Source organism: Anabaena sp. CS-542/02 (assembly GCF_028331085.1).
Lineage (GTDB): Bacteria > Cyanobacteriota > Cyanobacteriia > Cyanobacteriales > Nostocaceae > Anabaenopsis > Anabaenopsis arnoldii.
The window spans coordinates 14,572-27,253 of the sequence record NZ_JAQMTM010000040.1; the positions used below are offsets into that span (position 1 = coordinate 14,572).

Consider the following 12,682-nt stretch of genomic DNA (forward strand, 5'->3'; position numbering starts at 1 on the left):
CACCTCCATCAGTGCATAATCAACAATACAAAAATGTGTAGCTAATGACTAACGTACTATGGCTGCAAGGTGGTGCGTGCTCAGGTAACACCATGTCATTTCTTAACGCCGAAGAACCGACAGTGTGCGATTTAATTGCCGACTTTGGTATTAAGGTACTTTGGCATCCCTCCTTGGGACTGGAACTAGGTAACGACTTACAAACCCTCCTCTGGGATTGCATCCTAGGCAAAATTCCCCTAGATATCTTAGTCTTTGAAGGCAGCGTTGTAAATGCCCCCAATGGTACAGGGGAATGGAACCGTTTCGCCGATCGCCCCATGAAAGACTGGTTAACCGACCTATCCCAAGCGGCTAAATACATTGTAGCAGTCGGAGACTGCGCCACATGGGGGGGAATCCCAGCCATGTCACCCAACCCCAGCGAATCAACAGGGTTGCAATTTCTCAAGCGTCAACCGGGGGGCTTTTTAGGTCAGGATTTTGTTTCTAAAGCCGGACTACCCGTAATTAATATTCCCGGATGTCCCGCCCATCCCGATTGGATTACGCAGATATTAGTGGCGATCGCCACTGGACGCATAACCGACATCGCCCTAGATGAATTACATCGTCCCCAAACCTTCTTCAACACATACACTCAAACAGGCTGTACCCGTAACGTTCACTTTGCTTACAAAGCATCCACAGGGGAATTTGGTCAACGTAAAGGTTGCCTATTTTATGATTTAGGCTGTCGTGGTCCCATGACCCACTCATCCTGTAACCGCATTTTGTGGAACCGTGTTTCCTCCAAAACTCGCGTCGGTATGCCTTGTTTAGGTTGTACAGAACCAGAATTCCCCTTCTTTGACCTCCAACCGGGAACCGTATTTAAAACCCAAACAATCATGGGAGTTCCTAAAGAACTACCCCCCGGAGTCAAACCCAAAGACTACGCCGTGTTGACCATGGCCGCTAAAGATGCAGCCCCAGCTTGGGCAGAAGAAGACTTTTTCACAGTTTAGGGAATGGGACTAGAGACCCCATTCCTTAATTAATTACAGGAGAGGAGAATGGCAATTAAAACATTAGATATTTCCCCCGTTGGTAGAGTTGAGGGGGATTTAGATGTGCGCGTTGATATTGAAAATGGGCGGGTAGTGAACGCCTGGACACACGCCGAACTGTTTCGCGGCTTTGAAATTATCTTACGCGGCAAAGACCCCCAAGCCGGATTAATTGTCACACCCCGCATCTGCGGTATCTGCGGTGGTTCCCATCTCACCAGTGCCTCTTGGGCATTAGATACACTTTGGGGTACAGAAGTACCTCGCAATGCCATATTGGCCAGAAATTTGGGTCAAATTGTGGAAACAATGCAAAGTATACCTAGATATTTTTATGGATTGTTTGCCATTGACCTCACCAATAAAAATTACCGTCGTAGTCGCTTTTATGAAGAAGCTTGTCGCCGCTTTGCAGCTTTCACTGGTAAATCTTATGAAATTGGTGTCACAATTTCCGGCAAACCTGTAGAAATCTATGCTTTATTCGGTGGTCAATGGCCGCATTCTAGTTACATGGTTCCTGGTGGTGTGATGTGCGCCCCCACCCTCACCGATATTACCCGCGCTTGGGCCATCCTGGAATACTTCCGCACCAATTGGTTAGAGCCTGTATGGTTGGGTTGTTCCCTAGAACGCTATGAACAAATCCGCACCTATGATGATTTTATGGCCTGGCTAGATGAAGACCTGAATCATCGTGAGTCTGACTTGGGTTTTTATTGGCGCATGGGTTTAGATATCGGTCTTGACAGATATGGCGCTGGTGTTGGTAAATATGTCACTTGGGGATATTTAGCCCATGAGGACAAATACCAAAAGCCCACCATTGCTGGGCGCAATGCTGCCATGATTATGAAAAGTGGTGTATATGACAGCTTCAGCGATACTCACACTTTGATGGAGCAGTCCCAAATCCGGGAAAATACCACTCATTCCTGGTATGACGAAGGTAGCGCAGATATTCACCCAACCAACCGCACTACTAAACCCACGGTAAATAACAGTAAAGACTTTGACAATGCTTACTCTTGGTCTAGTGCTGTACGTCACCAAGATTTCGGACGCTTAGAAGCTGGACCCCTAGCCCGGCAGTTAGTAGCTGGTGGTAATCATGGCGAATCCTGGCAACACCATGACGGCTTTATTCTAGATGTCTTTAAGCACATGGGTGGTGCTAGTGTTCACCTGCGTCAACTAGGACGAGTTCATGAACTTGTCAAGTTATATCGCCAAGCTGAACACTGCTTACGGGAGTTTAAATTAAATGACCCTTGGTATATTAAACCTACAGAAAAAGATGGACATGGTTGGGGCGCAACGGAAGCAGCGCGGGGAGCTTTGTCTCACTGGGTGGAGGTAGAAAAGGGTAAAATTAAGAATTACCAAGTAATTGCTCCTGGTACTTGGAATATTGGCCCCCGTGACGGTGAAGGTAAACGCGGTCCCATTGAAGAAGCTTTAATCGGGACACCCATAGAAGATTCTACCGACCCGGTGGAGGTTGGTCACGTGGCGCGATCGTTTGATTCCTGTTTAGTGTGTACTGTTCACGCTCACGATGCGAAAACTGGCGCAGAGTTGGCACGTTTTCGTACTGCTTAGGTGTAGTTTGATGTCTTGGTAGCAGCAAGTTGTTAATTGTTGCTATCAATGATTATTTGACCCACCCTACAAAATATCAGGATCAATTCCCCGGGATTGTAAATAGGCTCTGAGTTTTTCCTTTTCTTGGCGTTCTTGTTCGGCGCGTTGGCGCTCTTGTTCGGCGCGTTGGCTTTCTTGTTCGGCACGTTGGCGCTCCTGTTCGGCGCGTTGGCTTTCTTGTAAAATCTTCTCCACCGCCCAGGGTAACAAATTACCTTGATTATCCCACCATCTCAACCAATAACCACTGCGCCCTTCCTTGTCTCCCCGCCATGTTCCTAAAAATAGCCCCATACTCTCTACCCAGTGGCGGCCATTTTCATCCGCTGACTTTAACTCATACCGCCCATTTTCTAACTGATAATATTCTAATAGTCCTCCCTCTGGCTCAAAAATTACATACACTGGAACTTGTAAAATTTGTTCATAAAAAAACCATTTACCGGGTGGGTATGTACGTTTGACTGAATATTCCCCCCCCTCTTTATCTGAAAGAAACTCCATGACTATGGCGGGAATATCTCCCTCTAGGTGGGGTGTATAGCTTTTCCTATCTGGTAATATTTCCTTAACTCCCGGTACATATAACCAATCCGGGGCTTTAGCAATAAACTGGCCATCTAGGGTAGCACATAGCCCAAAGTTAGCCGCGATTAAGATTTGTGGTTGGATAAAACCAGCAATTTCTAAACTTTCTCTTAATGCACCTGCTAATAGTGGCTGTCCTGTATTATCCACCGGTTCATCCTCTAGGTCAAAGTCCTGCGGTAATGGTTCCCAAGTGATAACTATCCCTGGGGGTGATGTGGTTTGACTAACTAGGGAGGATGTTACCATAAACACTACCTGTTATTTATGACGATTATAATCCAATTTTTCAACAATGCCTATTATAAAAATATCGTAGCTTAACATACTAAAACTAATAGCGGTAATGGGTTAGGCTAGCTATGATGCACCTCAGAAAAAATAAATTTACACGGTAAGCCTGTGTCCGATATACCGCTACATAGATATCTCCCTCGCCTCCCTGAAGCCGCACTACAAGAATTCATAGAATGGTGTGTTTTAGAGCAAGCAAAAGCCGCAGAATGTAATTTTACTCCAGACCAAAGTAAGTTAAATAACTTACCACCCACAGAGTATATTTCCCAACTCATTGACCAGTTTATGAAGGTGAAACCAGACCCGATTAAAGCTGGTTTAGTAGCTGCGATCGCCGGGAAAGAAGCTGACCAACATGGTTTATCTGGATTGGCAGTTATAGCCGATTTCATAGCACTTTATGTCAAGTATTTAATCCCTAAAGATGGCAATACTCCAGAACAAGCAGAAATGATCTTAACTGACGCATCACAAAAGCAGTGTGAAAAATTTATGGAAATTGCCAAAAAATATGATGTGAAATTATAATCTTTTCCATAACTGATTATTCAGAGGTTTCGTGTATCACTCGCAGCCTCTGATTTAGCCACCAATGATGACCTAATTAAAAAACTCTTGTTAACTATTATCGGTTGCGGTAACCTCAACCGCAGTGACGACGCTGTAGGCGTAATTATTGCTCAACGCCTACAACAATATCTAGCCCAAAATCCCCATCCCCATGTGCAAGTATATGACTGTGGAACCGCCGGGATAGAAGTAATGTTTCGAGCTAGAGGTAGTCAAGAATTAATAATTATTGATGCTAGTTCTACAGGTTCAGAACCAGGTGCTGTATTTCAAGTCCCCGGACAAGAACTAGAAGCATTACCAGAACCTAGTTATAACTTACATGATTTTCGCTGGGATCATGCTTTAGCAGCTGGGAGGAAAATCTTTAATCAAGACTTTCCCCAACAGGTAACAGTTTACCTGATTGAAGCTGCCAATCTTAATCTAGGACTAGAACTAAGTCCCGTGGTGCAAAATTCTGCTGATTTAGTTTTTCAACAATTAGTCAGTAAATTGAATCACTAATTACGCCCAATCACGATAAACTGAAAGTTCATCTACCCTCATTTCAAAAGGTACACCCTGACTATCGGGGGGACAAACCCGAATTTTAGCACTGCTGATAATAGAGTGAAGTAATGTTCCCATGGGGACAATTTTTTGTAAAACCCGCCAGTTAGTAACTTGATCAGGACATTCAATTACTAGTGTCATCGCATTAGCGCGGGTTGTGACATACCAGCGACAATTAGAGAGTAGATTTTGAATGGTGCGATCGCACCCGTGATAAAAATACCTACTAATAGAATACTCTAGTTGTTGCCGTAGTATAATATCTGCCGATGTCGGCTGCATAGGATGAAAATCATCACTATCAAAATAGAAATTATTCTTAGCCATCTCTCGTTATGATCCTAGTTATTTGCCAATAGCCATTCCATAGAGAATATCTTGAGTTTCCTCATCATAAAAAGCACCAATTACAGTACAATTAATTCCCAAATAGTTGCTAACTAAATAAATTTTGTTTCCCACAAAACCAGCTAATTGCATAGCTGTTTGATAATTTGTCTATTCAGATACCAAAAACCAAGTTACAGCGCCACCTCTGACAATGAATGGCCTGATTGACGCATTAGTAACCCGTCTGTTCTCTGAAATCACCTGCTTTGAGTAAATGTGTACCTTTTAATCCAGGTAACATCCCCTCTACGCGAGGTACAACAGAGTAAATTTCGATTTTCTCAAAATCATCTGTTGGTATTGGTTGTGCGATTTGTCGCCAGAGATATAGATAATCTTCTTGAGAAATAAACTGTTTCCGGAAACGTCTCGCTCAACGTCTATTTCACACAATAGGATGAAATTTATCTCTGTCAAAGTTAAACTGTAGGTGTTGTAATGGCTGTACTGGACTCTGCTGCAAAGTGGTTGCTTGATACCTATATTGAATAAATTGATCAGCTTCAAAATAATGTGTACCCCAGACAAAAGAAACCCGCAGTCCCAAAGCTCTAATTGGCTTGTCTTGGATTTGGACTGAGATTACCCCAGCAGTGATAAGCTCTTTATTTTTCAAGCCTAACAACCTATTGACATCAAGTTTATCAAAGTCAAAAATAAGTTGTATATCTTGGTTATGGAGATCAGCTGATGTTGCAATCACCCCTAAATGATGACCGCTATCCAGAAAGCAATATCTTAGTCTCCTATCCTGATATTTCCAACTAGACCTATAATAAACACAACTAATTTAAAAAAAGCATCACTTGATACTTTTTGCTGGTATAATATAATTTTATAGTGCATCATCAATTAATTCATAGGTGAGTGCGAGAGAATTATTCTCAACTTCCAAATGATAGATACCATCCACCATTCCCCACATCCCACCAAGTAGATAAAACTCCCTAGGATATAAAGCCCTTTCCTGGGTAACTGCACTAGTTAGCCAGATAAACGAATGCAGGGGATTGTTGAGATTTAATTTCACCCCCTAAAATTTGGCATAAACTTTAAATTAATGGGGATGAGTGTAAGGATCTACATAATTTGGAGTCACCTGTACAGATAAGTAATAATGCTTACTAGACTATGGGCAAAGCCTGTCTAAATTCTTACCTTTCTGCGTTTTGAAGTAACCTTAATATCTCCATATTGCTAGCTAAATCTATAGCCCTACAATCATCAAAATTCCTTAAATTTAAGTTAGGTTTGTGTTGTATAAGTAACTTAGCCACCCCCGTCTTCCCTGCTGATGCTGCATACATTAAAACAGTTGCACCGTTATCATTTTGGTTATTAATATCAATTTCTGTAGCTAGGAGCAAGCTAATTAGCTCATAATGATTACCACAACAAGCAAACCATAAAGCATTATTGCGATCATAATTTTTGGCATTAATATTCACGCCTAAGTCAATTAGCTCTTTGACTACTGCATAGACTCCTTCTCTAGTAGCTTTTATCAAAGCTGTGTCGCCATTCTCACCTTGTCGATTTAAGTTATTGGGATTATAACCATTTGCTATCAGCCATTGCTGGGTAACTTCACTCAATTTTTGCTTTTTGATCTGATTCATAACTAATCCTTGATATCCCTAAACGGACTCATCAATTTGAATAGAGGTTTATAGCGAAGTAGAAAAAGTCTAGAATAAGATTTACGCAGATTCTCGTAATTTTTTTGTTGCATCTATCTCAGGTCATGATGAAGTTTTAGCTGCACCCAAGTTCAGAGATAAATCTTGGCAGGGTTTTTTGAGATTTAAGTTCACTAGCAACAATTTAACTTATTTATATATTATCACTCTGATAAGTTTGAATTATGAATGATTTATAAAGATCCCCATACATCTGTGGAATAATTGGCTGAAGAAAATCTAAAAATGCAGCTAAATATACAGCTAAATTACAAATCTAATAAACTAGATATTTTTTTGTATCGTTTGTATTTAGTCCATGTTGTAGCTTACTTACTGCTACTGATGCCGTAAATGCCTTATAGTTTCTCTAAACTTTCTCATTTAATGTGTGATAAATTTGACGAAAATATGCTAAATTACTATATATTCGGTTCTAATAGAAATTAACTATTAGAGGTAAGGGGGAAAGTTCGGTGTAAGTCCGGCGCTGTCCCGCAGCTGTAAACCGATTTTAGATTTTTAGTTTGAGATTTAAAACACCAAAAAACACCAAATTTAAGATTTAAAATTGCCTAAGTCAGAATACCCGCCGATATACAAGTAAATTAAGCTACAATCTACGAGGTATAGATGAGAGCAGAACATACAATATTTGTTTGTACAACCTGTGGGAGTAAGTGGGAAGGCGGTAAACGTGTAGGTGAAAGTGGCGGAGAAATACTTCTCAAGCACTTACAAGCACATTATCCCCATTGGGAATTGAACACGGAGTTTAGGATTCAACCGGTAGAATGTATGAGCGCATGCGATCGCTCTTGTGTTGTTTCCTTTGCCTCACATGATAAATATACTTATCTTTTCGGCGATCTATCTCCTGAGCTATCGCCAGCAGAAGTAGAGGGTGTATTCCAGTGTGCTGGTAAATATTATGCACACCCACAAGGTTTGTTACCCTGGGGTGAACGTCCAGAACCTCTCAAGAAAGGAATTTTAGCCCGTATTCCAGCAGTACCTACGCCCTTACAGATAAATTGTACTGAGGCAAAAATCTGTAATTAAAAAAAAGATGAAGGATATACTTCATCCTTCATCTTGATTGCAGTTAAGCAGTGGGTGTAGTAGATGAAAAGATAATGAACCACAGATAAACACAGATGAATATCAATAAATCTTGAGTTTATCTCGGTGAAAACTGCTGTAAGCAAATATTGCTGATAGTAGCGGTTTAAGCAATATTCTATACAAGATATGCTTCTTGGTGGGTCTTAATTGTGCAATTAGAGCGAGGATAGGTAACGCAAAGTAAAGCGAATCCTTTAGATACTTGCTCGTCATCTAAGAAGTTTTGATCAGATTGATCAATTTCACCTTCTACAACTTTTCCTACACAACTCGAGCAAGAACCTGAGTGACAAGAGAAAGGTAATTCAATACCATTTTCTTCTGCTGCGTCCACAATGTTAGTATCTTCATCTACTTCAATTGTGGTGTCCAGACCTTCTTTTTTGTTGATTAATCTCACTTGGTAGGTAGCCATTTTCCGATTCTCCTCAAAATTTAGACGCTTAGATGGATTTCTCGAAGTTTATCTAGTGAAATCTGCGAGTAGCAACGCGGAAGACAGCAGCACATTGATGGGGTTCAATTCCAAGTACTATTTGCAAGGTATCCCCGTAGGTGTGCCATCATCTGTTTTGAAGGATTTTCCGCAACCGCAGGTATCACTTGCATGAGGGTTAGTGAACTTAAAGCCACTTTCCATTACCCCTTCTACAAAGTCGATGATCACCCCTTCTAATAACGGCGCACTTTTGGCATCAACGTAAATCAGCACATTCCCTTGCTGAATTACCAAGTCATCTGGTTTTGGTTTGCTGGTGATCTCAAGACCATATTCATAGCCACTGCAACCACCATTTTGCACAGATACACGGATACCTTTTTTAGTGTCGTTATTATCAGAGGCTGAACTTCGTAAAAATGCCCGCAGACGAAATTCTGCTTTTTCTGTTAAGCTAACAGCCATTACCTTTCCTGCCGATTTCTAGTGTGGGGATTTGTGTCAATTATGAGTAAAAACTACGTTGTACAATTGCTGGTAGCGTCCATTGATGGGGAGTGACCATATCTCCAAGGCGCAGTGTTACCACATACGGGACAAGCGCGATCGCGCTGAGAACGGCGCTTGGCAAATTCCATGCGATTCAAGTCAATGGTCAGCAATTGCGATAACAGAGGTTGACTAAACCCAGTAATCAGCTTGATGGCTTCCAACGCTGTTAGACAAGCTAGTGTCCCAGAGACAGCGCCGAGAACTGAAAAAGCACGTCTGTCCCATTCCGGCTTTTCTGGAAACAAACAGGATAAACAAGGAGTTACACCTGGAATAATGGTAGTTAAGTAAGCCTCCATCCCGTCCATTGCTGCTTCCACCATCGGTTTACGCCAGCGTACACAAGCTTCATTGAGCAGATTGCGTTCTGTAAAATTGTGCGCGCAATCTAGCGCCATATCAGCCGATTGTACCAACGAGTCTACATTTTCTGGGGTGATGTAATCATGAACTACTTCCACCTGGACATCAGGATTAATTGCTTCCAGAGTTTCTTTAGCCTTGAATACCCTTGGCTTACCTACCCAATCATCAGTCATTAAAATCTGACGATTCATATCATCCAAGCGCAAGTCACCACCCCGGACTAGGATTAGCCGCCCAACGCCCGCTACTGCTAAGTAAAGCGCCGCCGTACCGCCTAATCCCCCCACACCCGTAACCAGAACTGTTGCAGACTTCAGGCGTTTTTGAGCTAGTTCGCCAAAATTTGGGAGCATCATTTGGCGACTATAGCGTTCCAACTCGGTAGGCGTTAGGTTGATCACTTTTTACCTCCTAATCAGAAGTGATTTCTGTCAGCGTAACTACATTCTTAGGCTTCTCATTAAACACCTTGAACAGCTTTTGTTCATGGGGGGTTGATTCCAGGAAAACATCATAAGCTTTTTGCAAAGCCAAAGAATATTGATGAAGTCTTTCTTCTGTACTCAAATCAGCAGAATTATCATCAACTTCCGCCATATATTGCGAAAATTTCTTCAAAATATGTAACCGATTTACATTGACAATTTCTTGGTCGTAGGGCAAATTAAAAAAATTAAAAAATTCCTCCGCATCTACCAGCTTTTTGAATTCATTCATAGTTCCACTCATTGAGAATTCTCCAGGATTTTGAGTTGTTGCTTAAGCTCATCTAGCTGTTGATAGATTTTATAAGTCGCAGCCGCCACATCCATAAGTGTTTTGTAATCTGTGGGCAAACCTTCAGCTAAATCATGCAGATCCATCTTCATTTGACCAGCTTTACTATTCAGCCGCTTAATTTGGTTTTTCAGTTCTGTAATACTTGTTTCGCTCACCACTACTCCTTATGATCAACACCGCAGAAAAAATCCCAATAAACACCTTGGTATCTATTTAGCAGTTTCAGATCCCGGACTTCTTTCATAAACTTCAGACTCTTGAGCATCTACACCAGAAGTCCGGGATCTCCAAAGCTGTTTTAAAGGTTCCCTACCTCGGCGAATCTTTTACCTAATTCAATACCTTTTTGCACATAGGCTTCTCCCTCCTGGGCTAATTTTTCTAGGGAGTCAAAACCAAATCTGTGCGCATCACGCAAGGTTTTTTTAGTTAGCAAAAGACGACCAGAAAAAACCAGCGCCCAGCCAAATCCTTCATGACTTAAGTCAAGCACTACCTGAGAAATTAGGCCTGTTTCCTGTTCTACACCAGCGGCTACAGCGCGGAAAAATGCCATAATCCGAGCTTGAGTAATCGGATCAACTTCACCCTCTAGAGAAATTTCCCGTTTCTTCTGTTTGGTAACTACAAAGGGTTTGAGTATTAATTCATCTGACCAGTTACGATAAACCCCATAAGTGTCTTGTCCACGGATTTGCTGGACTAATGTCTTGAGAAAAGGCGAGTTGAAGACTACTGTATCACTGCTTCCGTTTACACTATTATTTGTACTCATACCGTGGCTTAAACTTCAAGTTAATCTGCAAAGTTAGGAGTGGTTTGTCTCAATGCTTTACGCAACCAAGGGGGAGGATTACCTTTGAGGGTTTTTACTAGTTTTGTGAGAACTTCACTAATTTCTTCTGCTTCTGATTTGGCTTTGACTGGGGTGACGCCTTTCTTAATTAAACGGGCTGCGGCACTACCACCAATGGCAGCAACATAAACGATGGTACAATCGACTAAAGCATCAAGTTTAGGGGTGATTTTATCCTCGTTACCATCTTCTTTGAGATCACCCTCAAATTTGAGAGTTTCCAGAAATTGATATCCCTCGTCAGAGATTTCATAAACATCAATTTCTCTAGCCCATCCGAAGTGAGCATTAATATGAACTCGGTCACTGGTGGTAAAGGCAATTTTCATTCTCTTTTTTTGTGAATTAAGGATGGGGTATTGCGTGTTGGGTATGGGGAATTGAGAAGTAATTGATTCTTAATCCCCATTCCCTAAGTTCCATAAGTGTTTAACTCTCTCTTCTTCAGCCTCTAAAAATAGATTACCAATGCCAAATAACACCTCTATAGTGCCTCGGTAGCCCACTTTAGTAAAGTATCCATTACCCAAACGGTCGTAGATGGGAATACCTAGACGATAGAGAGGAACTGAGAGACGTTTCGCGATCGCACCTAGATTAGAATTTCCAATCAATAAATCAGACCCAAGGGCTAATTGCTCAAAATCATCTAAATCGCCGATGGTGACACTTTTTACCGGGAGTTTTTCCAACAGCGGCGATCGCGTCGTAGTCACCGCCCCATGAATTTGACTTCCCATGGATTGCAGAAAGTTAACCATTGACCATAACAAATCCGGTTCTAACGCCAAAGACACTCGCTTGGCACTAAAGTAAAAATGACTATCTAACATCGCATCTTGTAACTGGCGACGTTGACTGCGGTATTTTTCCGGTACCGGATTGCTACTGAGAATAGATAATGCTTGCAGGAACTCATCTACCGGTTCCAATCCCGTCAGTTCACCAAACACCTCATAGGGGATATTAAACCGCTCCTCCAGGATTTTAGCCGCCGGTCGCATACTCTCGCCCAAAGCGATGGTAAAGGCTGAACTACCTACATCTCGTAGTTGTTTTAAGGTAGTACCACTAGCTGTAATAGCAGTATAACCATCTTCTAAATGACCATCAAGAGAAGCCCCCAGGTCAGGAACAAAGATTGGCACTAAGCCAAAGGCTGTTACCATCTCTTTAATTTCCTGTATATCCCCCGGTGTAAACGCAGAACCCGCCAAAATAGTAACTTGTTCAGTTCTGATACCACCAGCTTGGGGGATTTCCCTGACTATACTTTCCACAGCCGCCCCAAAGCCATCTTGCAACGCCCCCTTAAAGTCTGGGGTAGTAGCATATACAATGGGCAGATAATTTAGGGACTGATGGCGATCGCGGATTTCCTTGAGAAACCGCTCTAGCTCATCTCCTCTAGTTTCCGTCAGTCCTGTACTACATAAACCAATAATTTCCGGACTGACCTTCTCCACCAAAGTGAGAATTGCTTGTTCCACATTCTCCTCACCACCCAAGATAGTAGTAACTTCTGTCATGGCTGTAGTAGCTAGGGGAATAGCTTCCCGAAAATGCCGTACAAGCACAACTTTAGCGAAGGCAGTACAACCTTGGGAACCGTGAAATAAAGGAATCATCCCCTTCAAGCCCAAAAAAGCTAAAGATGCACCCAAAGCTTGGCTTTGTTTGAGGGGATTAACTGTCAGTGGTTTATTAGGAAGATTAACAATCGCCATTGCATTTATACTTAGTCGTTGGTCTATTGGAGATCCCGGAGTTCTGGTGTAGATGCTCAAGAGTC

At 42.0% G+C, this 12,682-nt stretch carries 19 protein-coding genes and 1 riboswitch; of the genes, 5 read left to right on the forward strand and 14 right to left on the reverse strand.

Going from position 1 to position 12,682, the window contains the following annotated elements; all coding sequences use genetic code 11:
- Window positions 1-44: 44 nt before the first annotated feature.
- Together PN447_RS03650 and PN447_RS03655 are read left to right on the forward strand one after the other, a co-directional pair.
- Window positions 45-1,007 carry a hydrogenase small subunit gene (locus tag PN447_RS03650; protein ID WP_271760904.1) on the forward strand — a complete coding sequence of 321 codons (963 nt, stop codon included), beginning with the start codon at window positions 45-47 and terminating at the stop codon, window positions 1,005-1,007.
- Between the two features lie 48 nt (window positions 1,008-1,055).
- Window positions 1,056-2,651, forward strand: coding sequence for a nickel-dependent hydrogenase large subunit (locus tag PN447_RS03655; RefSeq protein ID WP_271760906.1), 1,596 nt, complete (start codon window positions 1,056-1,058; stop codon window positions 2,649-2,651).
- 66 nt (window positions 2,652-2,717) lie between these two features.
- Here PN447_RS03655 and PN447_RS03660 read toward each other — a convergent pair whose 3' ends face one another.
- Entirely contained in the window at window positions 2,718-3,530 is an 813-nt protein-coding gene (locus PN447_RS03660) for a Uma2 family endonuclease (RefSeq protein ID WP_271760908.1), read from the reverse strand.
- Window positions 3,531-3,683: 153 nt separating this feature from the next.
- On the opposite strand from PN447_RS03660, the gene PN447_RS03665 reads away from it, so the two are divergent.
- Window positions 3,684-4,106, forward strand: a complete 423-nt coding sequence (locus PN447_RS03665) for a hypothetical protein (RefSeq protein WP_271760909.1) — start codon at window positions 3,684-3,686, stop codon at window positions 4,104-4,106.
- Between the two features lie 87 nt (window positions 4,107-4,193).
- Window positions 4,194-4,655, forward strand: a complete 462-nt coding sequence (locus PN447_RS03670; protein WP_271760910.1) for a hydrogenase maturation protease — start codon at window positions 4,194-4,196, stop codon at window positions 4,653-4,655.
- On the opposite strand, the gene PN447_RS03675 is transcribed toward PN447_RS03670, so the two are convergent.
- The 5 genes from PN447_RS03675 to PN447_RS03685 all read right to left on the reverse strand — a co-directional run bounded on the left by PN447_RS03675 (window position 4,656) and on the right by PN447_RS03685 (window position 6,712).
- Complete coding sequence (locus PN447_RS03675) at window positions 4,656-5,030, reverse strand: hypothetical protein (RefSeq protein ID WP_271760912.1); 375 nt, start codon at window positions 5,028-5,030, stop codon at window positions 4,656-4,658. It lies immediately after the preceding gene.
- A gap of 18 nt (window positions 5,031-5,048) precedes the next feature.
- Complete coding sequence (locus tag PN447_RS18595; protein ID WP_334311075.1) at window positions 5,049-5,183, reverse strand: hypothetical protein; 135 nt, start codon at window positions 5,181-5,183, stop codon at window positions 5,049-5,051.
- Between the two features lie 295 nt (window positions 5,184-5,478).
- Complete coding sequence (locus PN447_RS18600) at window positions 5,479-5,796, reverse strand: hypothetical protein (protein ID WP_334311076.1); 318 nt, start codon at window positions 5,794-5,796, stop codon at window positions 5,479-5,481.
- 132 nt (window positions 5,797-5,928) lie between these two features.
- Window positions 5,929-6,123: a hypothetical protein gene (locus PN447_RS18605; RefSeq protein WP_334311077.1), complete on the reverse strand. Its 195-nt coding sequence runs from the start codon at window positions 6,121-6,123 to the stop codon at window positions 5,929-5,931.
- 124 nt (window positions 6,124-6,247) lie between these two features.
- Complete coding sequence (locus tag PN447_RS03685) at window positions 6,248-6,712, reverse strand: ankyrin repeat domain-containing protein (RefSeq protein ID WP_271760914.1); 465 nt, start codon at window positions 6,710-6,712, stop codon at window positions 6,248-6,250.
- 474 nt (window positions 6,713-7,186) lie between these two features.
- Window positions 7,187-7,383, forward strand: a riboswitch (cobalamin riboswitch).
- A gap of 22 nt (window positions 7,384-7,405) precedes the next feature.
- Between PN447_RS03685 and PN447_RS03690 the strand changes: the two genes are divergently transcribed.
- Window positions 7,406-7,834 (forward strand): DUF1636 domain-containing protein, encoded by a 429-nt coding sequence (locus PN447_RS03690; protein ID WP_271760915.1) that lies wholly within the window; start codon window positions 7,406-7,408, stop codon window positions 7,832-7,834.
- A gap of 178 nt (window positions 7,835-8,012) precedes the next feature.
- Here the strand turns inward: PN447_RS03690 and PN447_RS03695 are convergent, their stop codons facing one another.
- The 8 genes from PN447_RS03695 to nifN form a co-directional block, all read right to left on the reverse strand.
- Window positions 8,013-8,312, reverse strand: a complete 300-nt coding sequence (locus PN447_RS03695; protein ID WP_200987994.1) for a 2Fe-2S iron-sulfur cluster-binding protein — start codon at window positions 8,310-8,312, stop codon at window positions 8,013-8,015.
- 117 nt (window positions 8,313-8,429) lie between these two features.
- Window positions 8,430-8,801 (reverse strand): HesB/IscA family protein, encoded by a 372-nt coding sequence (locus PN447_RS03700; protein WP_271760917.1) that lies wholly within the window; start codon window positions 8,799-8,801, stop codon window positions 8,430-8,432.
- A 53-nt stretch (window positions 8,802-8,854) separates the two neighbouring features.
- Window positions 8,855-9,655, reverse strand: coding sequence for a HesA/MoeB/ThiF family protein (locus PN447_RS03705; RefSeq protein ID WP_271760919.1), 801 nt, complete (start codon window positions 9,653-9,655; stop codon window positions 8,855-8,857).
- Between the two features lie 10 nt (window positions 9,656-9,665).
- On the reverse strand, window positions 9,666-9,983 hold the full coding sequence (gene nifW / locus PN447_RS03710) for a nitrogenase-stabilizing/protective protein NifW (protein ID WP_271760920.1): 318 nt from the start codon (window positions 9,981-9,983) through the stop codon (window positions 9,666-9,668).
- On the reverse strand, window positions 9,980-10,189 hold the full coding sequence (locus PN447_RS03715; RefSeq protein WP_271731988.1) for a CCE_0567 family metalloprotein: 210 nt from the start codon (window positions 10,187-10,189) through the stop codon (window positions 9,980-9,982). The genes nifW and PN447_RS03715 overlap by 4 nt, the downstream gene beginning before the upstream one ends.
- 143 nt (window positions 10,190-10,332) lie before the next feature.
- Window positions 10,333-10,809, reverse strand: coding sequence for a NifX-associated nitrogen fixation protein (locus tag PN447_RS03720; protein WP_271731989.1), 477 nt, complete (start codon window positions 10,807-10,809; stop codon window positions 10,333-10,335).
- Window positions 10,810-10,829: 20 nt separating this feature from the next.
- Window positions 10,830-11,219: a nitrogen fixation protein NifX gene (gene nifX, locus PN447_RS03725; RefSeq protein ID WP_271731992.1), complete on the reverse strand. Its 390-nt coding sequence runs from the start codon at window positions 11,217-11,219 to the stop codon at window positions 10,830-10,832.
- Between the two features lie 69 nt (window positions 11,220-11,288).
- Window positions 11,289-12,617 carry a nitrogenase iron-molybdenum cofactor biosynthesis protein NifN gene (gene nifN / locus PN447_RS03730; protein WP_271760924.1) on the reverse strand — a complete coding sequence of 443 codons (1,329 nt, stop codon included), beginning with the start codon at window positions 12,615-12,617 and terminating at the stop codon, window positions 11,289-11,291.
- Between the last annotated feature and the right edge of the window lie 65 nt (window positions 12,618-12,682).

Coding starts and splice junctions, on each gene's coding strand:
- PN447_RS03675 (WP_271760912.1), bottom strand. CDS start 5,030: ATGGCTAAGAATAATTTCTATTTTGATAGTGATGATTTTCATCCTATG.
- nifN (WP_271760924.1), bottom strand. CDS start 12,617: ATGGCGATTGTTAATCTTCCTAATAAACCACTGACAGTTAATCCCCTC.
- nifW (WP_271760920.1), bottom strand. CDS start 9,983: ATGAGTGGAACTATGAATGAATTCAAAAAGCTGGTAGATGCGGAGGAA.
- nifX (WP_271731992.1), bottom strand. CDS start 11,219: ATGAAAATTGCCTTTACCACCAGTGACCGAGTTCATATTAATGCTCAC.
- PN447_RS03700 (WP_271760917.1), bottom strand. CDS start 8,801: ATGGCTGTTAGCTTAACAGAAAAAGCAGAATTTCGTCTGCGGGCATTT.
- PN447_RS03660 (WP_271760908.1), bottom strand. CDS start 3,530: ATGGTAACATCCTCCCTAGTTAGTCAAACCACATCACCCCCAGGGATA.
- PN447_RS03695 (WP_200987994.1), bottom strand. CDS start 8,312: ATGGCTACCTACCAAGTGAGATTAATCAACAAAAAAGAAGGTCTGGAC.
- PN447_RS03690 (WP_271760915.1), top strand. CDS start 7,406: ATGAGAGCAGAACATACAATATTTGTTTGTACAACCTGTGGGAGTAAG.
- PN447_RS03720 (WP_271731989.1), bottom strand. CDS start 10,809: ATGAGTACAAATAATAGTGTAAACGGAAGCAGTGATACAGTAGTCTTC.
- PN447_RS03655 (WP_271760906.1), top strand. CDS start 1,056: ATGGCAATTAAAACATTAGATATTTCCCCCGTTGGTAGAGTTGAGGGG.
- PN447_RS03685 (WP_271760914.1), bottom strand. CDS start 6,712: ATGAATCAGATCAAAAAGCAAAAATTGAGTGAAGTTACCCAGCAATGG.
- PN447_RS03650 (WP_271760904.1), top strand. CDS start 45: ATGACTAACGTACTATGGCTGCAAGGTGGTGCGTGCTCAGGTAACACC.
- PN447_RS18595 (WP_334311075.1), bottom strand. CDS start 5,183: ATGCAATTAGCTGGTTTTGTGGGAAACAAAATTTATTTAGTTAGCAAC.